General features: G+C 68.0%; 25 protein-coding genes and 1 riboswitch. Of the genes, 12 read left to right on the top strand and 13 right to left on the bottom strand.

Translation table 11 applies throughout. The features are described from left to right. Positions 1 to 85: 85 nt before the first annotated feature. From B6K69_RS05315 to B6K69_RS05305, 3 genes are all read left to right on the top strand, one after another. Positions 86 to 502, top strand: coding sequence for a helix-turn-helix domain-containing protein (locus B6K69_RS05315; RefSeq protein WP_107673383.1), 417 nt, complete (start codon positions 86 to 88; stop codon positions 500 to 502). Continuing rightward, positions 502 to 780, top strand: coding sequence for an FAD assembly factor SdhE (locus tag B6K69_RS05310; protein WP_108644788.1), 279 nt, complete (start codon positions 502 to 504; stop codon positions 778 to 780). Before B6K69_RS05315 ends, B6K69_RS05310 begins: the two co-directional genes overlap by 1 nt. 116 nt (positions 781 to 896) lie before the next feature. Continuing rightward, positions 897 to 1394: a MarR family winged helix-turn-helix transcriptional regulator gene (locus tag B6K69_RS05305; protein ID WP_107673384.1), complete on the top strand. Its 498-nt coding sequence runs from the start codon at positions 897 to 899 to the stop codon at positions 1392 to 1394. 24 nt (positions 1395 to 1418) lie between these two features. On the opposite strand, the gene B6K69_RS05300 is transcribed toward B6K69_RS05305, so the two are convergent. Both B6K69_RS05300 and B6K69_RS05295 read right to left on the bottom strand, forming a co-directional pair. Further along, the gene (locus tag B6K69_RS05300) at positions 1419 to 1862 is read right to left on the bottom strand and encodes a DUF1178 family protein (RefSeq protein ID WP_108643052.1); all 444 of its coding nucleotides are present in this window, start codon (positions 1860 to 1862) and stop codon (positions 1419 to 1421) included. Positions 1863 to 1928: 66 nt separating this feature from the next. Further along, the gene (locus B6K69_RS05295) at positions 1929 to 2414 is read right to left on the bottom strand and encodes an NUDIX hydrolase (protein ID WP_108643051.1); all 486 of its coding nucleotides are present in this window, start codon (positions 2412 to 2414) and stop codon (positions 1929 to 1931) included. A 181-nt stretch (positions 2415 to 2595) separates the two neighbouring features. Between B6K69_RS05295 and B6K69_RS05290 the strand changes: the two genes are divergently transcribed. The 5 genes from B6K69_RS05290 to B6K69_RS05270 are packed head-to-tail and all read left to right on the top strand — an operon-like array spanning position 2596 to position 6679. Next, positions 2596 to 3132 carry a glutathione peroxidase gene (locus tag B6K69_RS05290; protein ID WP_108643050.1) on the top strand — a complete coding sequence of 179 codons (537 nt, stop codon included), beginning with the start codon at positions 2596 to 2598 and terminating at the stop codon, positions 3130 to 3132. Then, a complete protein-coding gene (locus B6K69_RS05285) occupies positions 3129 to 4283 on the top strand; it encodes an arginase family protein (RefSeq protein ID WP_108643049.1) in 1155 nt (384 codons plus the stop codon). Before B6K69_RS05290 ends, B6K69_RS05285 begins: the two co-directional genes overlap by 4 nt. Further along, positions 4283 to 4822, top strand: coding sequence for an RNA 2',3'-cyclic phosphodiesterase (thpR, locus tag B6K69_RS05280; protein WP_228156813.1), 540 nt, complete (start codon positions 4283 to 4285; stop codon positions 4820 to 4822). The genes B6K69_RS05285 and thpR overlap by 1 nt, the downstream gene beginning before the upstream one ends. A gap of 58 nt (positions 4823 to 4880) precedes the next feature. Then, the gene (locus tag B6K69_RS05275; RefSeq protein WP_206340545.1) at positions 4881 to 5918 is read left to right on the top strand and encodes an N-acetylneuraminate synthase family protein; all 1038 of its coding nucleotides are present in this window, start codon (positions 4881 to 4883) and stop codon (positions 5916 to 5918) included. After that, positions 5915 to 6679: a glycosyltransferase family 25 protein gene (locus B6K69_RS05270; RefSeq protein ID WP_228156812.1), complete on the top strand. Its 765-nt coding sequence runs from the start codon at positions 5915 to 5917 to the stop codon at positions 6677 to 6679. Before B6K69_RS05275 ends, B6K69_RS05270 begins: the two co-directional genes overlap by 4 nt. Here B6K69_RS05270 and B6K69_RS05265 read toward each other — a convergent pair. After that, a complete protein-coding gene (locus tag B6K69_RS05265; RefSeq protein ID WP_108643046.1) occupies positions 6676 to 7509 on the bottom strand; it encodes a hypothetical protein in 834 nt (277 codons plus the stop codon). The genes B6K69_RS05270 and B6K69_RS05265 overlap by 4 nt on opposite strands. 17 nt (positions 7510 to 7526) lie before the next feature. Continuing rightward, complete coding sequence (locus tag B6K69_RS05260; RefSeq protein ID WP_123876538.1) at positions 7527 to 8285, bottom strand: glycosyltransferase; 759 nt, start codon at positions 8283 to 8285, stop codon at positions 7527 to 7529. 162 nt (positions 8286 to 8447) lie between these two features. Here B6K69_RS05260 and neuC point away from each other — a divergent pair, with 162 nt between their 5' ends. The 3 genes from neuC to B6K69_RS05245 are packed head-to-tail and all read left to right on the top strand — an operon-like array spanning position 8448 to position 12072. After that, the gene (gene neuC, locus B6K69_RS05255; RefSeq protein WP_108643044.1) at positions 8448 to 9566 is read left to right on the top strand and encodes a UDP-N-acetylglucosamine 2-epimerase; all 1119 of its coding nucleotides are present in this window, start codon (positions 8448 to 8450) and stop codon (positions 9564 to 9566) included. Positions 9567 to 9571: 5 nt separating this feature from the next. Then, positions 9572 to 10795 carry a 3-deoxy-D-manno-octulosonic acid transferase gene (locus B6K69_RS05250; protein ID WP_108643043.1) on the top strand — a complete coding sequence of 408 codons (1224 nt, stop codon included), beginning with the start codon at positions 9572 to 9574 and terminating at the stop codon, positions 10793 to 10795. After that, positions 10792 to 12072, top strand: coding sequence for a 3-deoxy-D-manno-octulosonic acid transferase (locus B6K69_RS05245; protein ID WP_108643042.1), 1281 nt, complete (start codon positions 10792 to 10794; stop codon positions 12070 to 12072). Before B6K69_RS05250 ends, B6K69_RS05245 begins: the two co-directional genes overlap by 4 nt. A gap of 26 nt (positions 12073 to 12098) precedes the next feature. Here the strand turns inward: B6K69_RS05245 and B6K69_RS05240 are convergent, their stop codons facing one another. From B6K69_RS05240 to B6K69_RS05200, 9 genes are all read right to left on the bottom strand, one after another. Beyond that, complete coding sequence (locus B6K69_RS05240) at positions 12099 to 12890, bottom strand: SDR family NAD(P)-dependent oxidoreductase (RefSeq protein WP_108643041.1); 792 nt, start codon at positions 12888 to 12890, stop codon at positions 12099 to 12101. Then, positions 12883 to 13590, bottom strand: coding sequence for an acylneuraminate cytidylyltransferase family protein (locus B6K69_RS05235; RefSeq protein WP_108643040.1), 708 nt, complete (start codon positions 13588 to 13590; stop codon positions 12883 to 12885). Before B6K69_RS05235 ends, B6K69_RS05240 begins: the two co-directional genes overlap by 8 nt. A gap of 13 nt (positions 13591 to 13603) precedes the next feature. Further along, entirely contained in the window at positions 13604 to 14539 is a 936-nt protein-coding gene (locus B6K69_RS05230; protein ID WP_108643039.1) for a Gfo/Idh/MocA family protein, read from the bottom strand. Positions 14540 to 14563: 24 nt separating this feature from the next. Then, positions 14564 to 15994: an amidase gene (locus tag B6K69_RS05225; RefSeq protein ID WP_108643038.1), complete on the bottom strand. Its 1431-nt coding sequence runs from the start codon at positions 15992 to 15994 to the stop codon at positions 14564 to 14566. Positions 15995 to 16104: 110 nt separating this feature from the next. Beyond that, positions 16105 to 17130: an extracellular solute-binding protein gene (locus tag B6K69_RS05220; protein WP_108643037.1), complete on the bottom strand. Its 1026-nt coding sequence runs from the start codon at positions 17128 to 17130 to the stop codon at positions 16105 to 16107. Positions 17131 to 17173: 43 nt separating this feature from the next. Next, the gene (locus B6K69_RS05215) at positions 17174 to 17980 is read right to left on the bottom strand and encodes an ABC transporter permease (protein ID WP_108643036.1); all 807 of its coding nucleotides are present in this window, start codon (positions 17978 to 17980) and stop codon (positions 17174 to 17176) included. Then, a complete protein-coding gene (locus B6K69_RS05210) occupies positions 17973 to 18881 on the bottom strand; it encodes an ABC transporter permease (protein WP_108643035.1) in 909 nt (302 codons plus the stop codon). Before B6K69_RS05210 ends, B6K69_RS05215 begins: the two co-directional genes overlap by 8 nt. 4 nt (positions 18882 to 18885) lie before the next feature. Further along, positions 18886 to 19950, bottom strand: coding sequence for an ABC transporter ATP-binding protein (locus tag B6K69_RS05205; protein WP_107673402.1), 1065 nt, complete (start codon positions 19948 to 19950; stop codon positions 18886 to 18888). 78 nt (positions 19951 to 20028) lie between these two features. After that, positions 20029 to 21465, bottom strand: a complete 1437-nt coding sequence (locus B6K69_RS05200) for an amidase (protein ID WP_108643034.1) — start codon at positions 21463 to 21465, stop codon at positions 20029 to 20031. Between the two features lie 173 nt (positions 21466 to 21638). Next, positions 21639 to 21827, top strand: a riboswitch (cobalamin riboswitch). A 139-nt stretch (positions 21828 to 21966) separates the two neighbouring features. On the opposite strand from B6K69_RS05200, the gene B6K69_RS05190 reads away from it, so the two are divergent. Further along, the gene (locus B6K69_RS05190; protein WP_123876537.1) at positions 21967 to 23832 is read left to right on the top strand and encodes a TonB-dependent receptor plug domain-containing protein; all 1866 of its coding nucleotides are present in this window, start codon (positions 21967 to 21969) and stop codon (positions 23830 to 23832) included. The last annotated feature ends 115 nt before the right edge of the window (positions 23833 to 23947 follow it).

Genomic DNA, 23947 nt, shown 5'->3' with positions numbered 1-23947 from the left:
GCGGGGCGGATTTGCGATTTCCGGGCGCAGGTCTTAGGGTGCACCCCCACCCGACACAAGCGTTATCATAAGAAGGAGAGGCGAGATGGCGGAAAGCAGCACCGAAACCCCCGTCGAAGAAACCTGGTATGCCCCCGATGTGGCCACCTTCGGCGACCGGCTGGCCGGCGCGCGCGAAGCGGCAGGGCTGACCCAGGAAGACCTGGCCCAGCGGCTGGGCGTGCGCCTGACCACGCTTCAGGCCTGGGAGGAAGACCTGGCTGAACCGCGTGGCAACCGTTTGCAGATGCTGGCCGGGATGCTGAATGTCTCGCTGACCTGGCTGATCACGGCCGAGGGGCCGGGTCTGGCCGCCCCGGACGCCGCGCCTGCGCCGCTGTCGCCCGCGGCCGAACAGACGCTGGCCGAACTGCGCAAGCTGCGCGCCCGCGCCAGCGGACTGGCCGAGGATCTGGGCCGGGTGGAACAACGGATGCGCAGCCTGCTGCGCGAGGTGGCATGATGGTCGCGGAAACCGCAGAAGCCCGGCTGAAACGCATGGTGATGCGCAGTTGGCGGCGCGGCACCAAGGAGATGGATCTGGTCCTTGGCCCCTATGCCGAGGCCCATCTTGCCGAGATGCCGCCCGAGGATCTGGATATTTATGACCGGCTCCTGCAAGAGAATGATCAAGATCTGATGGCCTGGATCATGGGCACCGACCAGCCCCCGGCCTGGATCGCGCCGCTGCTGGATCGGGTCACCGATTTCGCCCGCAACCGGCTGACCGGCCCGGCCTGACCCAAGGGCCAGGCCGCCCCGCGCACCCCGGATCGGGACAAAATCGGTTCGAGTTTACCGAATGTTTGCGCTTTCTGCCGATTCTCTCCCTGATCAGACACAGGGCGGGGCCGGGAATGTCGCTTCATGAACCTCTTCTCGACGGTGCGCAGCGGGCGTTCCTGTCCTGCTATCTGGACAATCTGGCGCTAGTGGAACGCCTGCACCGGCTGCTTCTCGACGTGATCAAGGACGAATTCGAACGGCTGCGGATTCTGGAAATCAACTCGGTGCAGGCGCTCTTGCTGTTCAACATCGGCGAGAATGAGGTGACCGCGGGCGAACTGAAAAGCCGCGGTTACTATCAGGGCTCGAACGTCAGCTACAATCTGAAGAAGCTGGTCGAACTGGGCTACATGCACCACCAGCGGTCCGAGGTGGACCGCCGCTCGGTCCGGGTCCGGCTGACGGAAAAGGGCCGCCGCGTGCGCGGCATGGTGGCAGACCTGTTTGAACGCCACGCCGAAGGCATCGAAAAGCGCGGGCTGGTCGATGCCAGCGGCATGGATGAAATCAACCGCTCGCTGCGCCGGATGGAACGGTTCTGGACCGAACAGATCCGCTACATCTACTGACCGGCCCCGCCTGCGCGGCTGCCGTCAGTTGCTCTTGCGGGCCGGGCGGAAGGGCAGGGGGGCGACGGGGATTCCGTCCTCGATCAGCCGCTTGGCCTCTTCGGGCTTCGCCTCGCCATAGATCGCGCGTTCGGGCGATGCGCCTTCGTGAATGGCGCGGGCCTCGGTCGCGAAGTTCATGCCGACATATTCCGAATTTTCCTCGACCTGCCGGCGCAAGGCCGCCAGCGCCGCCTCCAGCTCGGATTGCGGGGTGCCCAGCTTGGGCCGCGCCTCTGCTGCCGCCGCCGCTTCGGCCTTGCGCGCGGGCGTCACCGCCGGGGCCATGATCGCCTTTTCCACCCGCGTCTCTCCGCAGATCGGGCAAGACACCTGTCCGGCTCCGGCCAGCGTGTCATAGGCGGCGGCCGAGGCGAACCAGCTTTCAAAACCGTGGCCGGCCCCGCAGGTCAGCGCATAACGGATCATCGCAACATCCCGTGGCGGTCGCGCCCCATGCGCGACCTGTCGAACCTATGCCTTCGGTGGCGGGATTCAATCCCCCGCCGGGGTGTTCGCCGCCGCTTCCGTGGTCGCTTCGGCAAAGGCCAGGATCAGCGCCCGCAGGTCCGGCTCGCTCACCTTGCGGGCGGCCTTTTCCGGGGCAAACCACTTGCGGCGGCGCTGGGCGCGTTCGGGATAGCGCCGTTGCAGCCGTTCCACCCGCAGCGGAAACACCTCCACCGCGCAGGGCACATCCTCGGCATCGGGACGGGTCTTCAGATAGGTATAGACGCCCAGACTTTCCGACTGGACCTTGCCTTCCACCCCGGCCTCCTCCCAGGCTTCCCGCGCCGCCGCCGCCGCAGGTGCGCGGCCTTCCATCGGCCAGCCCTTGGGAATGATCCAGCGCCCGGTGTCGCGGCTGGTCACCAGCAACACCCGCGCCTTGCCACCCCGCAGCCGCCAGCACAGCGCGGCATATTGCGGTGCAAGCACGGGGTTGGCCTCTTCGGCGCGCAGGGTCTGCACTTCACTCATCACGATGCCCGGGTTTCTTTGCCCCGCACGGCCGCGGGGATGATTGCCTGTATCCCTGAATGTGACATGCTCCCCCCTGAGGCACAAGTCCGCCGCCCCGACCGGGGAAGATTTCGCCCCGAAGGTTGACGCCCGCCGGACGCGGCGTATCTCCTGTTCAGACAGTCGAAAGGGAACCCCGATGCGCCGATCTGCCCTGCCTGCCCCGCTGGCCGCGCTGATGGCCCTGCTGGTCTCTGTCCTGGCCCCGGTCGCCGCCTGGGCGGGCTTCACCTTCGCCTCGATCGACGGCGGGACCATCGACCTGGATGACTGGTCCGGCAAGCCGGTTCTGGTTGTCAACACCGCCTCGCTCTGCGGCTTTGCCGGCCAGTTCGACGATCTTCAGGCCCTGCATGACGAACTGGGTCCGAAGGGCCTGCTGGTGCTGGCCGTGCCCTCGAACGACTTTTCGCAGGAACTGGGCAGCGAGGCGGCGGTCAAGGAATACTGCGCGCTGAACTTCGACCTGACCCTGCCGATGACCCAGATCACCCATGTGAAGGGCGCACAGGCGCATCCGTTCTACGCCTGGCTGGCCAAGACGCGCGGCTTCGTGCCGGGCTGGAACTTCAACAAGGTGCTGCTCGGCCCCGACGGCGCGGTGATCGAAACCTGGGGCTCGACCGCGAACCCGCAGGGGGCCATCCGCCGGCGGATCCTGTCGCTTCTGCCATGACCGCGGCGCCTTCGGCCGGGCCGCGCGGCGCCGTGGCGCCGGTCTTTGTCGGTTCGGCCATCTATCGCGGCTCGTCCTATGGCGCGACGCATCCCTTGCGGGTGCCCCGCGTGTCCACCGTGATCGACCTTGCCCGCGCGCTGGGCTGGCTGCCGGCGGCGCGGTTCCAGAACAGCCCGCGCGCCAAGCCCGCCGCCTTGCGCGCCTTCCATACCGAACCCTATCTCACCGCCCTTCAGCGGGCCGAGGCCGAGGGCACGGTCAGCGATCAGGTCCGCGCCCGCCACGGGCTTGGCACCCTGTCGAACCCGGTCTTCGCCGAAATGTTCCGCCGCCCCGCCACCGGCGCGGGCGGCACGCTCTGGGCCGCCGAAACGCTGGCCCATGCCCCGGCGGGGGTGGTGCATGTGCCCGGCGGCGGCACACACCACGGCCTGCCCGACCGGGCGAACGGCTTTTGCTACCTGAACGACGTGGTGCTGGGCATCAAGGCGCTGCTGGGCGCCGGGTTGACCCGCGTCGCCTATGTCGATCTTGACGCCCATCACTGCGACGGGGTTGAAACCGCCTTCACCGGCGACCCCCGCGTCCGCATGATCAGCGTGCACGAACAGGGGCGCTGGCCGTTTTCCGGCGGCCTGACCGAAACGGCGGGCGGCTCGGGCTTCTTCCTGCCGGTGCCGCGCGGCTACAATGATACCGAGGCGAGGGCCGTGCTGCACGGGCTGATCCTGCCCCGCGTCGCCGCCTTCGCGCCGCAGGCGCTGGTGGTGCAATGCGGCGCAGACAGCCTGACCGAAGACCCGCTCTCGCGCCTGTGCCTGTCGAACCGCGCCTATCTCGAGGCGCTGGCCGAACTGCGCCCGCTGTCGCCCCGGCTGATGGTGCTGGGCGGGGGTGGCTACAACCCGTGGTCGGTGGGCCGGCTCTGGACGGCGATCTGGGGCTGGCTCTCGGGGCAGGAACTGCCCGACCGCCTGCCCGAACCGGCGCGGGCGGTTCTGGCGGGGCTGTCATGGTCGGGCGGCGCCCGTCCGCCGCCCGGCCCGCACCTGCTTGACACCCTGCTTGATCCGCCGCGCGAAGGCCCCGTCCGCCCCGAGATCACCGCCTCGCTGGCCGCTCTTGCCCGCCGGCCCGAGGGGGCCTGATGCGTGTCTTCCTTGGCCTTGACCTGCCCGAAACCGTCCGCTCGGCGCTGGCGGTGCAGCAATTCCTGCTGCCGCTGCCCCGCCGCGTGCCGCCCGAGGCGTTTCATCTGACGCTGGTCTTTCTGGGGGACGTGCCCGATCCCCTGCTTGAGGCCGCGCACGAAGCCTTTGCCGCCCTGCGCAGCCCGGCCTTTCCGCTGGCGCTGCGGGGGCTTGGCCTTTTCGGCGGTGCCCGCCCGCGCGCGGCCTGGGCCGGTGTGCTGCCGTCAGACCCGCTGACCCGGTTGCAGGCCGCCGCCGAACAGGCCGCCCGCATCGCCGGGGTCGAGGTCGCCGCCCGCCGCTTCGTGCCCCATGTCACCCTGGGCCGCTTTCCCGTTCCCGATTTCGCCGCCACGGCGCGGCTGGAACGCGCCATTGCCGATGGTTTCGCCTTCGCGGCCGGTCCCTGGCTTGTGCAGGACATGGTTCTTTGGCAAAGCCGGTCGGGTCACGATGGCCCGGTTTATACCGAACTTTCCCGTTATCCGTTTTCTTGACAACCGGCGGGCCATGGGCCAGCACGGGCTGCGTAACCCAGTCGCCAAGGACGCAAGCATGCGCGAAATCACGATTTCCGGTCGCAAGATCGGCCCCGCTCATCCGCCGCTTGTGATTGCCGAGATCGGCATCAACCACGGCGGCGATCTTGCCGTCGCCAAGGAAATGGTGCGTCTGGCCGCGGCGGCGGGCTGCGAGCTGGTCAAGCACCAGACGCATATCCTGGAAGACGAGATGACGGATGAGGCCAAGGCGATCTTCCCGCCGAATGCCGATGTCTCGATCTGGCATGTGATGGAACGCTGCGCCCTGTCGCTGGACGATGAGGCCGAGCTGAAGCGTTACACCGAAAGCCTCGGGATGATCTGGATCTCGACGCCGTTTTCCCGCGCGGCGGCCGATTACCTCGAATCCCTCGACGTGCCCGCCTACAAGATCGGTTCGGGCGAGGCTGACAATCTGCCGCTGATCCGCCACATCGCCCGCAAGGGCAAGCCGGTGATCCTGTCCACCGGGATGCAGACGATCGAGACGATCCGCGCCAGCGTTGACATCCTCGATGCCGCCGGCGTGCCCTATGCCCTTCTGGAATGTACCAACCTCTATCCCAGCCCGCCCGAAATCGTCTCGCTGAAAGGCGTGACCGAACTGCGCGAGGCTTTCCCCAACGCCGTTGTGGGCTTTTCCGACCATTCCATCGGCCCGGAAATGGCGCTGGCCTCGGTGGCGCTGGGCGCCAGCATCCTGGAACGCCATTACACCGACACGCGCTATCGCAAGGGGCCGGACATCATCAATTCGATGGACCCGGCCGAACTGCGCTTCCTGATCGACCGCTCGCGCGAGATCTGGATCGCCGCCAAGAACCCGAAACAGCGCAGCGCGCCGGAAGAAGACGTCTACCGCTTCGCCCGCGGCTCGGTCGTGGCCGATGCCGACCTGCCCGCCGGCCATGTGATCCGCGAACAGGACATCTGGGCCCGCCGCCCCGGCAGCGGCGAAATCGCCGCCTATGACTTCGACAAGGTGCTGGGCAAACGCCTGACCCGCGCCGTCACCCGCAACACGCAACTGAAATGGAGCGATCTGGGGTGAGCCGTCCCCCGGTCCCCATCTTCGTCATCTCGCTGACCCGCGCCACCGAACGGCGGGCGCGGATTGCGGCCGAATTTGCCCAGGCGGGGCTGGACTACACCCTGTTCGACGGCATCGACGGCCGGGCCGAGGAGGCGCGGCTGCTGGCGCAGACCGATCTGCCCGGCTGGCACCGCTTCATGGGCGGGCCGATTTCGGCCGGGCATATGGGCTGCTACGCCTCGCATGTGGCGCTCTGGGCGCAGATCGGCGCCGGGCCCGATCCGGTGGTGCTGATCTGCGAAGATGACGTGACCTTCGACCCCGATTTCCCGCAGGCCCTGCAGGCCGCTCTGGACATGGCCGATGGCTGGGACATCTGCCGCTTCGCCCGGCTGCGCGCCAAGGGCGCGCTGACGCAGCGCCGGCAGGGCAAGTGGCGGCTCAACGCCTATTGGGGACGCTTCACCGGCAATGCCTGCTATCTGATCAAGCGCGATCTGGCGGCCCGGCTGGCGCGCGAGTTCTGGCCGATCCGCCGCGCCCATGATCACGAGCTGAACAGGTTTTTCGCCCATGACTTCCGGCTGATGGGGCTGGAACCCTTCACCGCCCGGCCGGAAGACCGCGGCGAAAGCTACATCACCGGCACCGCCATGGCCGAGGCGACCAAATTCCCCGCCCTCCGCCGCCTGCCGCATTACGCGCACAAGGCCGCCAACTACCTGCGCCGCATCGCCTGGCTGATCCGCCACCGCATGTTGCCGCCGCCCCGCAGCTAGGCCCGCGCCCCCGCGCCGCCCCAGATGCCATAGGTCTCGCGGAAATACCGGATGCAGGCGCGGTTGGCCGAAATCCGGTCATGGCCCTGATAGACGAAATTCCGCAGCGCAGCTTCCTTCACCTCGTTCGAACTGCCCTTCGACCGCACCTTGTCGCGCACATTCAGCCAGATCGGAATCCCGCGCCGCTCAAGACAGCCCGACAGCCAGACATCATCCACCGTCCACAGCACATCGGGAATGTCATAGGCCGCATCGTCGAAATCGTCGGGCCGCACCATAACGCCGCCCCAGCCTTCCAGAATATCGACATAGCCCGAGGTCATGGCCTTGGACGGTTTCCAGCGCCCCAGCGACAGCGCCCGCCGCAGCCGGTAGCCCAGATCCTTGCGGCGATACCCGGCCTTGGGCTGGCGCGGCGACTGCCAGCCGTCATGGGCATAGAAGGGCGTATCCAGCAGACCGCCTTCCTCGCAGATCACGCAACCGGGCTGGTCGGTGCCCGCGTCAACAAAGCGCTGCGCCCAGCCCGGATCATACACTTTGTCGTCATCGCAGAACAAAATCCGCACATCCTGCCCCCGATAGTCGCGGCAGGCCGGCAGCACCTTGGTCGCCGGACCCAGATCCTCGTCGATCAGGCGCAGGGTCACGCCCTCGGGCAGCTTCGGCAACTGCGCCGGGTCATAGTCGAACCGGCGATAGCGCCGCGGGATGTAAAGGTTGATCGCCTCGATCCGGGCGGTCTGCTGCTTCAGCGCGGCCAGGTTTTCGTGCACATAGGGAAACCGCGGCGGCACCGTGGTCAGAGACAGGATCAGTCGGGTCATCTGCTTGCCCTTCGTTGTCAGACCGTGCCGCCGTGGCGGGTCCAGTAGTCCACCATCCAGGGCACCGGGCCCCGGCCGTAATGCGGGAACACGTCCCAGTTGCCCGCCGGAGGGCGGATCAGGTCAATCGGGCGCGGGCGACCGTGGAAACACAACACGCGCACCCCCGGCCCGGGCGGCTTCGGCCCCCGCAGCCGGTCTACCAGCACCGGCGGGCGCAGGTGATACTTGTAGCTGACCACCCAAGTCTGCGGCCAATAGCCGATGGGGCTGACCTCGCCATGCAGATAGGCCTGCTCGATGTCATATTTCTCGGTCATCGCGTCCCGCTCGGCGCGCAGCCGGTCCACCAGATAGCCCAGCTTGCCAAGGTCATAGGCAAAGATTGATGACATCGACCGCGCCACCCCGTCGCTGTGGCGCCACGGGCCGGAATCCAGCATCACCAGACCCGTGCCATGGGTAAAGAACCCGTCCAGTGGCCCCCAGATCACCATGTCCAGGTCGATGAACAGCGCCCGGCCCGTCAGCCCGTAAAGATCATGCCCGAACAGCGCGATCTTCGGCCAGGCTCCGTGGCGCCAGTTCTCGGGCTTCAGCCCGATGTCGGGAATGGGAAAGGTCTCGATCTCGGGGCGCAAGCCGCTCGTGTCATCGGTCAGGCAGACGAAGCGGAAATCGCCCGTCAGGTTGGCCCGCACCGCCGAATACAGCACGTTGACGTATTCCGCGCCGTACAGCGTGCCCCATTTCATGCAAAGAACGACGCGGTCCATGAAGGTCTCCGGTTGCAGGCGCAGACCTTCACTTAGGGCCGGCCCCCGGCCTTGTCCATCGCCTGCCTCCTGCATCGCCCCCGCGCCGCCCCCCCGCACCGATTGCCAGCGCGGGCCGTCGCCGCTATGCAGGGCAATGCTGCAAGCGCCAGTGCGAGAGCCATGAAAGACATCCTCTTCCTTACCGGCACGCGGGCCGATTTCGGCAAACTTGAACCGCTGGCCGCCGCCGCGCGCGATGCCGGGCATGGTGTGACCTTCTTCGTCACCGGAATGCACATGATGGACCGCTACGGCCTGACCCGGAACGAGGTGCGCCGCATGGCGGGGGTCGGCACCCATGAATTCCTGAACCAGCGCCCCGGCGATCCGCAGGACATGGTGCTGGCCAAGACCGTCACCGGGTTTTCCGATTACGTCGCCGAACACCGTCCCGACCTGATCGTGATCCACGGCGACCGGGTGGAAGCCCTGGCCGGCGCGCTGGTCGGCGCGATGAACTATGTCCGCTCCGCCCATGTCGAGGGGGGCGAGGTGTCGGGCACCATCGACGAGGTGTTCCGCCACTGCAACACCAAGCTCTGCACGCATCACTTCGTGTCGTCCGAGGCCGCCGCGCGCCGGGTCATGGCGCTGGGCGAACCTGCCGAAACCGTGCATGTCATCGGCTCACCCGAACTGGATTTCCACGCCCGCCCCTCGGGCGTGACGCTGGATCAGGTGCGCGCGCATTACGAAATTCCCTTCGCGGACTATGGCATCGCCACCTTCCACCCCGTCACCAGCGAACAGGCCACCATCGGCGCGCAGGCGGCGGCGCTGTTCGGGGCGCTGGAAGCCTCGGGCCGCGCCTTCGTGGTGATCGCGCCGAACAACGACCCCGGATCGGACGCCATCTTCGCCGTGCTGGACCGGCTGCCGAAGGACCGCTTCCGCGTGCTGCCCTCGATGCGCTTCGCGCATTTCTCGGAGCTGATGAAGAACGCCGCCTGCATGGTGGGCAATTCCAGCGCCGGCGTGCGCGAGGCGCCCTTCCTGGGCCTTCCGTCGCTGGACATCGGCACCCGGCAGGCGAACCGCTCGGATGCGGCCTCGGTCACGGCCTGTCAGGCGGCGGATACCGCCACCATCGCCCGCTTTCTGGCGCAGGACTGGGGCCGCCGCCACGCCCGCGACGCGGGCTTCGGCCAGGGCCTTGCCGCTGACCGTTTCGTGCAGGTGCTGGCCCGCCCCGACTTCTGGGACAGCCCGCTGCAAAAGGCCTTCCAGGACCGGGAGTAAGCCTGATGCACTGGCAGTTGGCGGCCTATCTGGCGGCGACCCGGGCGATCCCGCTGCTGGCCCCGGCCGTGCTGCGCCGCCGCCTTGCGCGCGGCAAGGAAGACCCCGCCCGCTGGACCGAGAAGCTGGGCCGCCCCTCGGCCCCGCGCCCCGCGGGCCGGCTGGTCTGGCTGCACGCCGTGGGTCTGGGCGAGGTGCTGGCGCTGCGCGGCCTGATCGCCGCGCTGGCGGGGCAGGCGCCTGATCTCAGCTTCCTTGTGACCTCGGGCACCCGCGCCTCGGCTAATGTGCTGGCCGCGAACCTGCCGCCGCGCACCACGCACCAGTTCCTGCCGCTGGATGCGCCCGGCTATCTGGCCCGCTTTCTGGCACATTGGCGGCCCGACCTATCGATCTGGGCGGAACAGGAACTGTGGCCCGGCGCCGTGGTCGCCGCCAGCCGCGCCGGCGTGCCGCTGGCGCTGGTGAACGCCCGGATGAATGCCGACAGTTTCGCCCGCCGGTCGCGGGGACGGGGGCTTTACGCCGACCTTCTGGCCCGCTTCCGCCTGATCGCCGCGCAGGATGACGCCACCGCCCGCCACCTGCGGGCCCTGGGCGCGGGCGAGGTGCGGGTGACCGGCTCGCTCAAGGCCGCCGCCCCGCCGCTGGCGGCAGACCCGGCCCGGCTGGCCGCACTGGAGGCCGCCCTTGCAGGCCGCGCCCTCTGGCTCCTCGCCTCCTCGCACCCGGAAGATGAGGCGGCCGCGCTGGCCACCGCGCCCGACGACCGGCTTCTGGTCATCGTTCCGCGCTACCCCGACCGCGGGGCAGGGATCGAGGCCGCCGTCCGCGCCACCGGCCGCAGCGTGACCCGCGCCGGGGCAGGGCAGGCGCCCGGCCCCGCGCAGGTGCATATCGCCGATGCCTTCGGGGAACTGGGCCTCTGGTATCGGCTGGCCCCCTTGGCGCTGGTCGGCGGCAGTTTCGGCCCGGTGCAGGGCCATAACCCCTGGGAACCCGCCGCGCTGGATTGCGCCATCCTGCACGGCCCCAACACCGCCAATTTCGCCGCTGATTATGCGCAGCTTGACGGGGCAGGGGCCGCCCGCGCCGTCACCGCCGCCACGCTGCCCGCCGCCCTCTCCGCCGATCCGGCCCCCTTCGTCGCCCGCGCCCGCGCTCTGTCTGATGCCGCCCGCACCAGCCTTGTGCCGCTGGCGCGCGATCTTGCGGGGCTGCTGCGATGATGCGGCTGTTCCTCGCCCTCTGGTCCGCGCTCTGGACGCTGTGCCTGCCGCTGATCCTGCTTTACCTGCGCCGCCGGGGCCGCAAGGACGCGGCCTATTCCCAGAACATCGCCGAACGTTTCGGGCGTTACCCGCAGCGCCTGCCCGGTTCGGTCTGGGTCCATGCCGTCAGCCTGGGCGAGATGCGCAGCGCCGTGCCGCTGATCCGCGCCCTGCTGGACCGGGGCGAAACCGTGGTCTGCACCCATTTCACCCCCGCCGGCCGCCGCGAATCCACCCGCGTCTTCGGCCCCGACATCGCCGCCGGCCGTCTTGCCGCCGTCTGGGTTCCCTTCGAACTGGCCTGGTGCTTCCGCGGCTTCTTCCGCGCCTTCCGCCCGAAACTGGGCCTGGTGATGGAGGTCGAGATCTGGCCGCGCATGGTCTTTGCCGCCCGCGATGCCGGGGTGCCGCTCTTCATGTGCAACGCGGGCTACCCGTCGAAATCGGTGACGCGCGACGCCCGTTTTCCGCTGCGCCCCGCCGTCATGCGCGGCTTCGCCGGGGCACTGGTGAAATCGCAGCTTCAGGCCGGCCGCTTCGCCGCCGTGGGCGTGCCGAACATCACCGTCACCGGCGAATTGCGCTTCGACCAGCCGATCCCGCCCGCGCAGGTGGCCGCCGGTCAGGCCGCCCGGCCCCGGCTGGCCGGCCCCCGCCGCACCCTGACCTTCGCCTCGGTGGTGGAAGGCGAGGATGCGCTTTACCTTGATGCCATTCAGGCTGCCCTCGCCGGCCCCGACGCGCCCTTCGTGATCTACGTCCCCCGCAAGCCCGAACGGTTTGACGAGGTGGCCGCCCTGATCGCCGCCCGTGGCCTGCGTCTGGCCCGCCGCAGCACCGCGCTGGATGCCGCCCTGACCCTGACCGCCCCGCAGCAGGCCGACATCCTGCTGGGTGACAGTCTGGGCGAGATGTATTTCTATCTGGCCATGGCCGACCGCGTGGTCACCGGCGGCGGCTTCACCCCGCATGGCGCGCATAACATCATCGAGCCGCTGGCGCTGGCGCGGCCCGTCATCGTGGGCCCTGAAATCCACACCATCGAATATCCGGCAGCCGAGGCGATTGCCGCCGGCGTCTGCTTCCACGCGCAGACCCCCGCCGATCTGGCCCGCGCGCTGACGCCCGAAGGCTGGCCCGGCCCGTCACAGGCTGGCATCGCCGCCTTTCTGGCCGCCCATTCCGGCGCCACCGCCCGCACGATGCAGGCGCTGGCGCCTTACCTCAGCCGCTAGCCGCAAGTTCCTTCGAAGGAACCTGCTCACCAGCCGCTGAACCCGCCGTCCACATTCACCAGTTGCCCGGTCATGTAGCCCGCCGCCGCCGAGGCCAGGAACAGCATCGCATCGGCAATCTCGTCGGGCTTGGCCATGCGGTTCAGCATGATCAGTTCGCCCACCCGGCGCTGGAATTCCTCGGAATGATTGTTGAACACCGCCCCCGGCGCGATGGTGTTCACCGTCGCCCCGCGCGGCGCCCAATAGCCCGCCAGCCAGACCGTCAGCCCGTGGATGCCCGCCTTCGTCACCCCATAGGCCGAAAAGTTCTTGAACGGCATCCCCTCATAGATCCGGTGATGCGCCCCGTTCAGCGCATACATGCTGGCCACGTTGATCAGCGTGCAGGGCCATTTGCCCACAATGTCGCGGTCCATCTGCCGGGCCACCATGAAGGGGCCGGTCAGGTTGGTGCGCAGGGTCTTTTCCCAGTCGCTGACCTTCAGGTCGGCGAAATCGGGAAAGCCCTTGCCCGCGCCCATCAGCAGCTCGCCCGTGATGGCGGCGTTGTTCAGCACGACATTCGGCTCCCACCCGTCCTTCAGGATGCGGGCAAAGATCTCCGTCACCTCGTCTTCATTCGCAACATCAAGCGGATAGAAGCGAAAGTTCGCGTTGCCGCGATGCGCCTCGACCAGCGCCTCGGCCCGCGCGCCGGGCAGGTCGGACGCGATCACCCGCGCGCCTTCGGCCAGCATCCGGCGCACATAGGTGCTGCCCAGCACGCCCCCCGACCCGGTGATGAAGATGGTGCGGCCTTGCAACTGGTCAGTCATGGCATTGCTCTTTCAGGGCTTCGGTCAAAAGGAACTCGACAAGGCGAAAGTCGAAGGGGCTGTCAATGTCGACACAGCGTTCCGGCGGCATCAGGAAGGGGATCACGCGCCCCTCCCACAGCCCCCCGGACCGTTTCAGATAGGCCGGTGATACCACATAGGTGCTGGCCGCATGTTCATAGACCACCGGCGCCTGCTGGCGCGCGACCACGCCGCCCGGCAGCGGCTTCGACACATGCAGCGCCCCGCTGGCATCCGGCTCCACAAGGTTGAAATAGGGATTCTTTCTCGCCTCGCAGCAGCTCATTACCAGGTCAGGATGTTCGATATTGTAAAGTTCCAGTGCCCCGGAAATATCCTCCGGCAGCCGCAGCGGCGAGGTGCAATCCAGATCAAGGAAGGCATCGACCGGGCCTGTCAGCGCCTCGGACGCCTCCAGCGCGTGCTGCCACACGCCCCATTTCCCTGCCGTGTCGGTCGCCAGATGCGCCGGCCGCAGCCCGATCTTCAGCGCGCCCTTCGCCACTGCATGATCATAGATTTCCTCGTCATCGGTGCTGACCACCACCGCATCCACCGCCGGATGCGCGAACAACTGGTCCAGCGACCAGTCGATCAGCGGCTTGCCGCAGATCGGGCGGAAGTTCTTGCGCGGCACGCCCTTGCTGCCCTTGCGCGCGCCGATATGGCCCAGGATCATCGAACAGGTCTCCTCATGGAATCTCTTTCCCGCAGTGCCCGATGAAGGCCCGCGCCGCCCAGGCCGCGGCCACCAGCCGGGCTGACGGCAGGCACAGGTCCAGCCGTGGCAGATGCTCCACGGCCGACGGGTCCGCGCCCTGAGCCAGCGCCAGAAAATCGCGCATGGCGGACAGGAACATCTCGTTGCGCTCCAGCGGCCGGTCCAGATCGCGCGGCCCCGCCGCATCGGTCACCCGGTAGGTCGCGGCGGCAAAGTCGAAATCATGCATCCGCTCGGTCCCGCGCAGCAGGGTGCGGCGGTGCAGCTTCGGCGTCAGGTAGTCCATCGCCACCTCGCCCGCGATGCCGCCCCCCGCCAGCGAGATCCGGCTGGCCACATCCACCCCCGGATAGGCGGCATGGCCCAGGCTTTCGACCGACTTCACCGCCAGCCCTGGAAACAGGCAGGCCGCCATGTCCAGTTCATGGCACAGGTCCAGCAGCACGCCGCCGCCATCGGCCCGCGCGGCATAGCTTTCGGAAAACCGCCAGTTCGCCCGCCATTGCGTCACGTCATGGCCGATGGTCAGCGAAAACTGGAACACATCCGACAGGTCGGCCTGCGCCAGTGTGCGGAAGGCCGGGTGATAGCGCATCATGTAGCCAAGCACCGACCGCCGCGCGACGCCCGCCGTCACCTTGGCAATCGCCTCCACCTCGGCGGGGGCAAAGGCCAGCGGCTTTTCAATGTAAAGCGGCAGGTCGCGCGCCGCGGCCTCGGCAATCAGCGGCAGGCGGATGTCGGTCGCGGTGGCAATCACCACGGCGTCCGCGCCGTCCATCGCCGTCCGCGCCCCGTCAAACCCCGCCGCCCGCCAGGACAGCGCCACCGGCGCGGCCCCCAGGGCCGCCAGATTGTCGCTATGCCGGCGTCCGATCGACCCCGACCCGATGACCAGAACGCGCATTCCCGCCTCCCTTTCGGGCCAGCCCTAGCGCGAAACCGCCCCCGCCACCAGAGGCGGCCGCGCCTGCGGCCAGCCCGTCGCCCGGTGCCAGGCCTGCCCGATGGCCAGAACCCGCGCATCATCGCCCGACCGGCCGATGATCTGCATCCCCATCGGCAGGCCCTGCGCCCCGAAGCCCACCGGCACCGACAGCGCCGGCAACCCGATCAGGCTGGCCGGCACCACCACCTCCATCCAGCGGTGATAGGTGTCCATCTTGCGCCCGGCAATCGCCTCGGGCCAGCGCCACTCGGCCGGAAACGGCCAGACCTGCGCGCTTGGCAGCACCACCGCGTCATAGCGGTCAAACAGCCGCGCCGCATGGGCATACCAGCGGCTGCGGATCACGCTGGCCTCATACACCGCCTGCGCCGACAGCCCTAGCCCCTGCTCGATCTCCCAGATCGTCTCGGGCTTGGTCAGCGCCCGTTTCGCCGGGTCTTCCGCCAGCGCCCGCTTCCCGCCGGCGTTCAGCATCGCCCGCAGCGTCACCCAGGCCGACCACAGCTTTTCGGCCGGAAAGGGCGGGGGCAGCGGTTCCACCTCGGCCCCCATCGCGGCCAGCCCCTGCAACCCCGTCTCGCAGATCTCCAGAATCCCCGGCTCCATCGCATAGGCGCCGCCCCAGTCGGCCAGCCAGCCGATCCGCAGCCCCTTCACCCCGGCCTCCAGCCCGGTCAGCAGATCCGGCACCGCGCGGGGGAAGGGCACCTCGGGGTTTTCCCCCGCCAGCACCGCCAGGAACTGCGCCAGATCCTCGACCGTGCGCGCCATCGGCCCCTCGGTCGCCAGCGTCGCCAGATGGGTGTCGCCCTCGGCATCGCCCGGCACCAGCCCCCAGGTCGGGCGAAAGCCATAGACGTTGCAGAACGCCGCCGGGTTGCGCAAAGACCCCATCATGTCCGACCCGTCGGCCACCCAGGCCATCCGCGCCGCCAGCGCCGCCGCCGCCCCGCCCGAAGACCCGCCCGCGCTGCGGCTCAGGTCATAGGGGTTGCGCGTCACCCCGAAGACGGGGTTGAAACTGTGGCTGCCCTGGCCCCATTCCGGCGTGTTGGTCTTGGCGGTGAACACCGCCCCCGCCGCCCGCATCCGCGCTGCCAGCAGGTCGTCCCTTGCCGGCACATGGGCGGCGTGCAGCGGCGATCCCCAGGTCGTCCGCAGCCCCTTCACCGCGACCAGATCCTTCACCGGCAGCGGAATCCCGTGCAGCCAGCCCGAAGGGGCCGCATCGTCCAGCGCCCGCGCCTCGGCCATCAGCGCCTCGGGCGCGCGCCGCGACACCAGCGCGTTCACCGCCCCGTTCGCCGCCTCCACCTGCGCCAGATGCGTCGCCATCACCTCGGATGGCGCCACCTTCCGCGCATGGATCAGCGCCGACAGTTCGGTCGCGGAAAGCTCAAGAAGACCTGACATTTTCTGTCCAGAAATATCCCACGGGGGTCCGGGGGTGTGAAACCCCCGGCGGCCGGCCAGACAGGACTGCCGGGGCCACAACAGCCCCGGCACCGCTCAGATCCGCAGGATCACTTCTGCAGTTCGGTCCAGATCGCGGTCTGGTACTCCAGCGCCTTGCCGGTGCAGACCGTCACGAAATGGCCCTTGTCGGCGAATTCCGCCGGCGTGATGATCTCGGGCGCAGCCTTCATGTCCTCGGGCATGAAGGCATCGGACCCCGCAATCCCGTTGGCATAGCGGGCAAAGGCCGACAGCGCCGCCGCGTTCTCGGGCTCCATGATGAAGTCCAGGAACAGATAGGCGTTGTCCACGTTCTTGGCGTCGGCCAGCAGCACCACGTTGTCCATCCACAGGCCATAGCCTTCCTTCGGATAGCCATAGGCCACATCCGGGTTGCCCAGACGCGCCCGCATGGCCGAGCCGTTCCAGTCCACCGTCGCGGCATAGTCGTGGTTGATCATCTTCTCGACGGTGGAATAGTCCATCGACATCCACTTCGGCTTGGCCGCCAGCAGGGCGTCGCGCACCTTCTTCATCACCGCCGGGTCTTCCGAACAGACCTCGCCGCCGGCCCACATCGTGGCCAGCGCCATCACGTCGCCCATTTCCGGGATGACGTTGATCTTGCCCACCAGCTCTGCCGGCGGGTTCATGAAGATGTCAGAGGTGTTGATGTCGCCGGAATAGTCCTTCACGTTGACCGACATCCCGGTCGACCCCCACTGCCACGGGATCGACCATTCGCGACCCGGGTCCCACTCCACATTCATCCATTCCGGGGCAATGTTCTTGTGGTTGGGCAGCTTCGACAGGTCCAGCTTCTGGATCAGGCCCTTCTCGGCATAGATGCCCACGAAGCCGGCCGAAGGCACCACCAGGTCAAAGCCCGAAGCCCCCGCCTCGACCTTGGCCAGCGCGGTGTCGTTCGAATCGAAGTCGGTGATCGTCACCTTGACCCCGTACTTCTCCTCGAACTTCTTGATCATCTCGGGGCTGGTGTAGTTGCCCCAGTTGTAAAGGAACAGCTCGCCCTCGGCATGGGCCATCGCCGTTCCCGACATCAGCAGCGCCAGGGCGCCCAGAATCCGTTTCATGGTCTCTCCTTCAGTTGGATGAAGCCGCCGGTGCGTCCGGCGGTCATTTGCGTTTTCGGGTCAACAGGAAGAACGCGGACAACAGCACCAGGGTCAGCGCCAGCAGCAGCGTCGAGATCGCGTTCACGTCCGGCTTCATCGCGCGCCGCAACTGGCCCAGCATATAGGTCGGCAGGGTATCCTGCCCGGGCGACTTGATGAATTCGGTAATCACCACATCGTCCAGCGACGTGACGAAGGCCAGCATCGCCCCGGCCAGAATCCCCGGCATCAGCAGGGGCAGGGTGACACGGCGGAACGTCTGCCAGCGGCTGGCGTAAAGATCGGCCGCGGCGGTTTCCAGCGTCAGGTCCATCCCTTCCAGCCGGGCCCGGATCGGCAGATAGGCAAAGGGAATGCAGAAGGCGGCATGGGCCACGATCAGATAGCCCAAGCCCGTATAGCCGGTGGCCTTCTTGATGGCCGCCGTCACCAGCAGCAGCGCCACCGCCGTCACGATCTCGGGCACCATCAGCGGCTGGTTGATCATCACATAGACAAAGGTCTGGCCGCGAAAGGCGGGGCGCCGCGTGGTGCCCAGGGCCGCCATCGTCGCCAGCGCGGTGGACAGCACCGCCGCCCCGGTGGCCACCTTCAGCGATACCCAGGTCGCCTCTTTCACCTGATCATTGGCCCAGGCGGCGCGGTACCAGTCCAGCGACCAGCCCCCCCAGACCGCCACGCTTTCGCCGGCGTTGAAGGAATAGACGATCAGCACCAGGATCGGCGCATAAAGCGCCACGAACACCAGCATCGACACCAGCGTCGCGCCGGGCAGTTCGGTGACCGAGAAGTCGCGCGCCCTAGCCATTCTTCCGTTCTCCGCTGATCGCCTTCACATAGACCAGAAGCGCGATGGTCACGATCACCAGCAGCGTCACCGACAGGGCGGCCCCCAGCGGCCAGTTCTTGCCCTGGCCGAACTGCAGCTCGATGAAGTTGCCGATCATCATGTTCTTGCCGCCGCCCAGGATGCGGGGCGTCACATAGGCGCCAAGGCAGGGCACGAAGACCAGGATCGACCCCGCCACGATGCCGGGCCGGATGATCGGCAGGATCACCCGCCGCAGCACCTGCCAGCGGCTGGCGTAAAGGTCGTAGCCCGCCTCCAGAAGCCGCATGTCGAAGCGGTCGATGGTGGCGAACAGCGGCAGCACCATCAGCGGCAGATAGACATAGACCATGCCGATCAGCAGTGCCGTATCGGTATAGGTCAGTTGCAGCGGGGCCGAGATCAGCCCCGCCTTCAGCAGAAGCGTGTTCAGCACGCCTTCGTTGCGGATGATCTGGTTGATCGCGAAGGTGCGGATCAGCAGGTTGGTCCAGAACGGGATGGTGATCAGGAACAGCCAGCCCGCCCGGCTTGCCGGCGACCGGGTGGCAATGAACCAGGCGGTCGGAAAGCCCACGATGAAGGTCAGCACCGTCGTGATGAACGACAGCTTCACCGACCGCCAGAAGATCGTCAGGTTGCCATCGGCCAGAACCAGCTTGTCCTCGAAGATGTCGTGATCGAACAGCACGCCGCGCCAGCCTTCCAGGCTGAACACCCATTCCACATTGCCATGCGTACCCGGCGTCAGGAAGGAATAGACCAGCACGATCAGCAGCGGCCCGACCGCCGCCACCGTCAGCACCAGCAGCGCCGGGGCCGACAGTTGCCAGGCGCTTTTGATGTTCTCCCGGCGGACGGCCTCTTCGGCGGGGCTCATGGCGTCAATCCTCCAGAACCTGAACGGCGCCGGGCGTGAAGCGCAGACCGACCTGCTCGCCCTTGGACAGCGCGCCCTCGCCGGTCACGCCTGATACCACGCAGGCCTCGATTTCCGTGCCATCGGCCAGCGCAAGCTGATAGTTCATGTCTGTGCCGAAATAGACCGATCCGGTCACGGTGGCCGGGATGGCGCCGGCCTCGCCGGGGGCCACGATCCGCACATGTTCGGGCCGCACCGCCAGCGTGACGGTGCCCGCGCGCGGGCTGTCCACCGGCACCACCGCCCCCACGGGCAGCCGCACCCCGGCGCCCTCGGTCACGCCCGACAGGAAATTGGTCTCGCCGATGAAGCTGGCGACAAAGCGGTTCACCGGGCGGGTATAGATGTCGCGCGGGGCGCCCACCTGTTGCAGCTTGCCATGGCTCATCACGCCGATCCGGTCGCTCATGGTCAGGGCTTCTTCCTGGTCATGGGTGACGAAGACGAAGGTGATGCCGGTCTCGGTCTGCAACCGCTTCAGCTCGACCTGCATCTCCTTGCGCAGCTTCAGGTCCAGCGCCGACAGCGGCTCGTCCAGGAGCAGCACCTTGGGCTGCGGCGCCAGCGCGCGCGCCAGCGCCACCCGCTGCTGCTGGCCGCCCGAAAGCTGGCTGGTCTTGCGCCCGGCCATCGCCTCCAGCTTCACCAGCGCCAGCATCCGTTCGGTGGTCGCCTTCACCTCGGGCGCCGGCCGGCCCAGCATCTGCAACCCGAAGGCCACGTTCTGCGCCACCGTCAGATGCGGAAACAGGGCATAGCTCTGGAACACCGTGTTCACCGGCCGCCGGTTTGGCGGCAGCGTGGTGATGTCGGCGCCGTCCAGCAGGATCGTGCCCTCGGTCGGCATCTCGAACCCGGCGATCAGCCGCAGCAGCGTGGTCTTGCCGCAGCCCGAAGGCCCCAGCAGCGTAAAGAACTCGCCTTTCCGGATGTCCAGCGACACATCGTCCAGCGCCCGCACGGCCGCGTTGCCCTGGCCAAAGGCCTTCACCACATTCCGGGCCGAGATCGTCACCTCATCGGTCACGGTCGCCCCCTCCCTGTCCTGTTATTTTGATCATATTGGGCAGCCGCCCGCCGCCCTGACAAGCCTTTTCTTGCCCGCTCATGCCGCAACCGGCGCGCGACGCCCCGCCCAGGGCGCGGCGCGCTCAACTTCTGCACAAAGCGCGATCAGCGTTTCGTCCTGCCCGAAGGCCGCGGCCAGATGCACGCCGATCGGCAGGCCGTCGCCCGACATGCCCAGCGGCAGGCTGGCCGCCGGTTGCCCGCTGGCGTTGAACACCGCGCAGAAGGGCGAATAGGTGAAAATCCCGCCCGGCCCGGTGCGATAGGCCACATAATCCTCGGTCGCGTGCGAAAACCGCCCCACCTTGGCCGGCGGCTCGGCCAGTGTGGCCGACAGCAGGATGTCCGGCCCGGCGTCGAAGACCCCTGCCATCTGCCGGCCAAAGGCGTGGATTTCGCCCACCGCCTCAAGATAGCGCGTCGGATGCAGCGTTTCGGCATGTGCGCAGGCCCCGCGCCCCACGCCTTCCACCAGATCGCCGGTCAGCGGGCGCCCCTTCAGCGCGCCGCGAATCCCCAGCGCCGTGCCCACCGCCACGATGTCGGTCCAGGCCCGCATCATGCCCGGCACATCGGCGCGGGGCAGGGCGGGTTCCACCACATGCCCCAGGCTTTCCAGAAGCCGCGCCGTGGCCCGCACCGCCTCGGCCACCTCAGGGTGGATCGCCTCGCCGGTGAAGGTGGTGTCGCACACCCCCACCCGCAGCCGCCGCGGCGGGCGCGAGATCGCCGCCGCATGGCCGCGCGCCAGGGGCGGTGCCCAATAGGGCGCGCCCAGGTCGGCGCCTTCGCAGGCGTCCAGCATCACCGCCGTGTCGCGCACGCTGCGCGTCAGGAAGCCGTCAATCGCCATCCCCGCCCAGCCTTCGCCGGCATAGGGGCCATCCGGCAGCCGCGCCCGCGTCGGCTTGAAGCCGAAGAGGCCGCAGGACGAAGCCGGAATCCGCACCGATCCGCCGCCGTCCGATCCATGCGCAAAGGCCACGATCCCCGCCGCCACCGCCGCCCCCGCACCGCCAGACGATCCGCCCGGCGTGTGGTCTGTGTTCCACGGGTTGCGCGTCGGCCCGCCATAGACCGCCGCCTCGGTCGCCGCGCCGATGCCGCCTTCGGGGCTGGTCGTGCGGCCAAAGGTGACGACGCCGGTCGCCTTCATCCGGGCGAAGATCGCGCTGTCGCCGGAATAGCGGGTGTTGGCCAGCAGCCGGCTGCCGTTGTGGCTGGGAAAATCCTTCGCCTCCACCCCCAGATCCTTGATCAGGAACGGCACGCCCCGGAACGGCCCGTGCGGCAAGCCTTCGCGGATCGACCGCCGGGCCACCTCTTCCTGCACCAGTACCACCGCGTTCAGGGCCGGATTGCGCGCCTCGACCGCCGCCAGCGCCGCATCCAGCAGCTCATCCGGCGTCACCTCGCCCGTCGCCACCAGCCCCGCCAGTTCGGTTGCATCCGCCGCGCCCAGATCGCCGATCATGCCGATTCTCCTGTTCTTCCGCCGCCATGCTGACCGCCCCACGCCCCCCGGTCCAGCCTGCCACCGTCATCTGCCGGGCTGTTCCCGCCACCCTCCCGCGGCCAGAAAGCGACACACCGCGTCGCACCTGCGCCGCTGCGTCAGCCCCGCGCTTGACAGCGCCGCCGCGCCGGGTATGCAGGGCTGGCCTTAGGTTCCGGCCTGAAAACCGGATGAAAAGGGAATGCGGTGCAATTCCGCGGCTGCCCCCGCAACTGTAAGCGGCGAGCGATGACGGCACATGCCACTGGGGAAATCCCCGGGAAGGCCCGTCAAAGCCCCGACCCGCAAGCCAGGAGACCTGCCAGGGTGATCACCCTTACCGCGGCGCGGGGCGCGCCACGGCAGGCGGATTCCGCCAGAGGTGACGAACTCACCGTCGGCGGAAAGGGCAGCCTTTCCCAGGACAGAACGCATCTTGCGGGCCGCGGCTGCGGCCCAACCGGAAAGGCAAAGACCGCCATGTATGGCATTTCCCGCATCGCCCTGATTTCCGCGCTGGCCGCCTCGGGCCTCGCCGCGCCGGCGCTGGCCGCCGACGATGACGATTCCCTTCTGCTGGGCACCATCACCATCACCGCCAGCACCGAGCCGGTCGAACTGGGCCGCACCGGCGCGACGGTCGATGTCGTCACCGCCGATGACCTGAAGAAATCCGGCGACCAGTCGGTCGCCACGCTGCTGGCCCGCCTGCCGGGCGTCAGCATGTCGCGCAACGGCGGCCTTGGCACCTCGACCGCGCTGCGCCTGCGCGGCCTGTCCGGCCCCTATATCGGCGTCCGCATCGACGGCATCGACGTGTCCGATCCCTCGGGCACCCAATGCGCCTATGACTTCGGCTCCACCACCTCGGGCGGCATTTCCCGCATCGAGGTGCTGCGCGGCTCGCAATCGGCGCTGTTCGGGTCGGAAGCCATCGGCGGCGTGGTTGACATCACCACCTTCCGCGCCACGGAAGAGGGCACCTCGGCCCAGATCGGCGTCGAGGCCGGATCGAACGCCACCTACAGCGGCACCGCCTCGGTGGCGATGAAGACCGACCGCGTCGAACTGGCCTTCTCGGCCAGCCGCACCATCACCGACGGCATCTCCTCCTATGCCTATGGCACCGAGGATGACGCCTTCCGCTCAACCACGCTGACGTTCTTCGGCGCCTATCAGGTGTCCGATACCCTGCGCATCGGCATGAGCCTGCTTCACCGGGACAGCTTCACCGAATTCGATGACCAGACCGCCGACAACGGCAATATCGAAAACGGCAAGCTGCGCGGCGGCCGCATCTTTGCGGAACTGCAAACCGGGGCGGTCACGCATGAACTGTCCTACGCCCATACCGATTCCAAGCGCGACTACAGCTATCCGACCGGCTGGTATTCCGAGACCAGCTTCGACGGGGGCCGCGAACAGCTTGCCTATCTGGGCAAGTGGAAGGCCAGCGAACAGCTTTCGCTGAACTGGGGTCTGGACCGCACCAAGGAAACCTTCGACGGCTCCAGCACCTCGATCTTCGGCACCGCGCTTGATGGCGGCAAGGCAACCACGAAATCGGTCTTCGCCGAACTGCTTTACGCCCCCGATCCGTCGCTCGACATCTCGCTGGCCGTGCGGCACGACGACCATGAAACCTTCGGCGGCTACGACACCGGCCGTCTGGCCCTGGCCTGGCGCCCGGCGGATGACTGGATCATCCGCGCCGTCGCCTCGACCGGGTTCCGCGCGCCCTCGCTTTATGAACTTTACAGCGTCGATTACGGCAACCCCGCGCTGCAACCCGAAACCAGCACCAACTTCGAACTGGGCGCGGAATACCTGTTCAGCGCCGACAGCTCGCTGCAGGTCACGCTGTTCCACACCGAGATCGAGGATCGCATCCAGTGGGCGGGCGGCGCCTACAATCAGGTGCCCGGCACCACCACCACCAAGGGGGTCGAGGTGACGGGCCGTGCCGCGCTCGCGCCCGGCTGGTCGATGTTCGGCAACTACACCTATACCGATGCGACCAACGTCAACGGCGGTGTGGAAACGGTCGCGCTGCGGGTTCCGCGCCATGACCTGACGCTTGGGGTGGAAGGCCAGATCACCGACCGCCTGTCCGGCCTTGTCACGGTGCAGCATGTGGCCGACTACTGGGATGCCGGGCTCTGGCCGGCGCCCGCGTCCAGGCTCAAGGACTATACCGTCGCCAACCTCACCGTGTCTTATGAGGTGAACGACCAGACCGAAGCCTATCTCCGGGTCGAAAACCTGTTCGACGAAGATTACCAGACCGTGCGAAATTACGGCCAGCCGGGCCGGTCGGTCTATCTCGGGATGCGCACCTCGTTCTGATACTGTTTCGGACCGGGCGGCCTCTGTCCGCCCGGTCCGCCGCCTCAATGGAAACGGGTAATGGTGAACAAGGCCGCATATCGTCGCGACAGTCATACGTCCGCTGCACGTCGGC

This window comes from Pseudogemmobacter blasticus (assembly GCF_003071405.1).
Lineage (GTDB): Bacteria > Pseudomonadota > Alphaproteobacteria > Rhodobacterales > Rhodobacteraceae > Pseudogemmobacter > Pseudogemmobacter blasticus.
This window is presented reverse-complemented; position numbering and strand designations above follow the sequence as displayed.

Bases quoted from the DNA above. Each gene is read 5' to 3' on its own strand.
- B6K69_RS05315 (WP_107673383.1), top strand. From the start codon at position 86: ATGGCGGAAAGCAGCACCGAAACCCCCGTCGAAGAAACCTGGTATGCC.
- B6K69_RS05310 (WP_108644788.1), top strand. From the start codon at position 502: ATGGTCGCGGAAACCGCAGAAGCCCGGCTGAAACGCATGGTGATGCGC.
- B6K69_RS05305 (WP_107673384.1), top strand. From the start codon at position 897: ATGTCGCTTCATGAACCTCTTCTCGACGGTGCGCAGCGGGCGTTCCTG.
- B6K69_RS05300 (WP_108643052.1), bottom strand. From the start codon at position 1,862: ATGATCCGTTATGCGCTGACCTGCGGGGCCGGCCACGGTTTTGAAAGC.
- B6K69_RS05295 (WP_108643051.1), bottom strand. From the start codon at position 2,414: ATGAGTGAAGTGCAGACCCTGCGCGCCGAAGAGGCCAACCCCGTGCTT.
- B6K69_RS05290 (WP_108643050.1), top strand. From the start codon at position 2,596: ATGCGCCGATCTGCCCTGCCTGCCCCGCTGGCCGCGCTGATGGCCCTG.
- B6K69_RS05285 (WP_108643049.1), top strand. From the start codon at position 3,129: ATGACCGCGGCGCCTTCGGCCGGGCCGCGCGGCGCCGTGGCGCCGGTC.
- thpR (WP_228156813.1), top strand. From the start codon at position 4,283: ATGCGTGTCTTCCTTGGCCTTGACCTGCCCGAAACCGTCCGCTCGGCG.
- B6K69_RS05275 (WP_206340545.1), top strand. From the start codon at position 4,881: ATGCGCGAAATCACGATTTCCGGTCGCAAGATCGGCCCCGCTCATCCG.
- B6K69_RS05265 (WP_108643046.1), bottom strand. From the start codon at position 7,509: ATGACCCGACTGATCCTGTCTCTGACCACGGTGCCGCCGCGGTTTCCC.
- B6K69_RS05260 (WP_123876538.1), bottom strand. From the start codon at position 8,285: ATGGACCGCGTCGTTCTTTGCATGAAATGGGGCACGCTGTACGGCGCG.
- neuC (WP_108643044.1), top strand. From the start codon at position 8,448: ATGAAAGACATCCTCTTCCTTACCGGCACGCGGGCCGATTTCGGCAAA.
- B6K69_RS05250 (WP_108643043.1), top strand. From the start codon at position 9,572: ATGCACTGGCAGTTGGCGGCCTATCTGGCGGCGACCCGGGCGATCCCG.
- B6K69_RS05245 (WP_108643042.1), top strand. From the start codon at position 10,792: ATGATGCGGCTGTTCCTCGCCCTCTGGTCCGCGCTCTGGACGCTGTGC.
- B6K69_RS05240 (WP_108643041.1), bottom strand. From the start codon at position 12,890: ATGACTGACCAGTTGCAAGGCCGCACCATCTTCATCACCGGGTCGGGG.
- B6K69_RS05235 (WP_108643040.1), bottom strand. From the start codon at position 13,590: ATGATCCTGGGCCATATCGGCGCGCGCAAGGGCAGCAAGGGCGTGCCG.
- B6K69_RS05230 (WP_108643039.1), bottom strand. From the start codon at position 14,539: ATGCGCGTTCTGGTCATCGGGTCGGGGTCGATCGGACGCCGGCATAGC.
- B6K69_RS05225 (WP_108643038.1), bottom strand. From the start codon at position 15,994: ATGTCAGGTCTTCTTGAGCTTTCCGCGACCGAACTGTCGGCGCTGATC.
- B6K69_RS05220 (WP_108643037.1), bottom strand. From the start codon at position 17,130: ATGAAACGGATTCTGGGCGCCCTGGCGCTGCTGATGTCGGGAACGGCG.
- B6K69_RS05215 (WP_108643036.1), bottom strand. From the start codon at position 17,980: ATGGCTAGGGCGCGCGACTTCTCGGTCACCGAACTGCCCGGCGCGACG.
- B6K69_RS05210 (WP_108643035.1), bottom strand. From the start codon at position 18,881: ATGAGCCCCGCCGAAGAGGCCGTCCGCCGGGAGAACATCAAAAGCGCC.
- B6K69_RS05200 (WP_108643034.1), bottom strand. From the start codon at position 21,465: ATGATCGGCGATCTGGGCGCGGCGGATGCAACCGAACTGGCGGGGCTG.
- B6K69_RS05190 (WP_123876537.1), top strand. From the start codon at position 21,967: ATGTATGGCATTTCCCGCATCGCCCTGATTTCCGCGCTGGCCGCCTCG.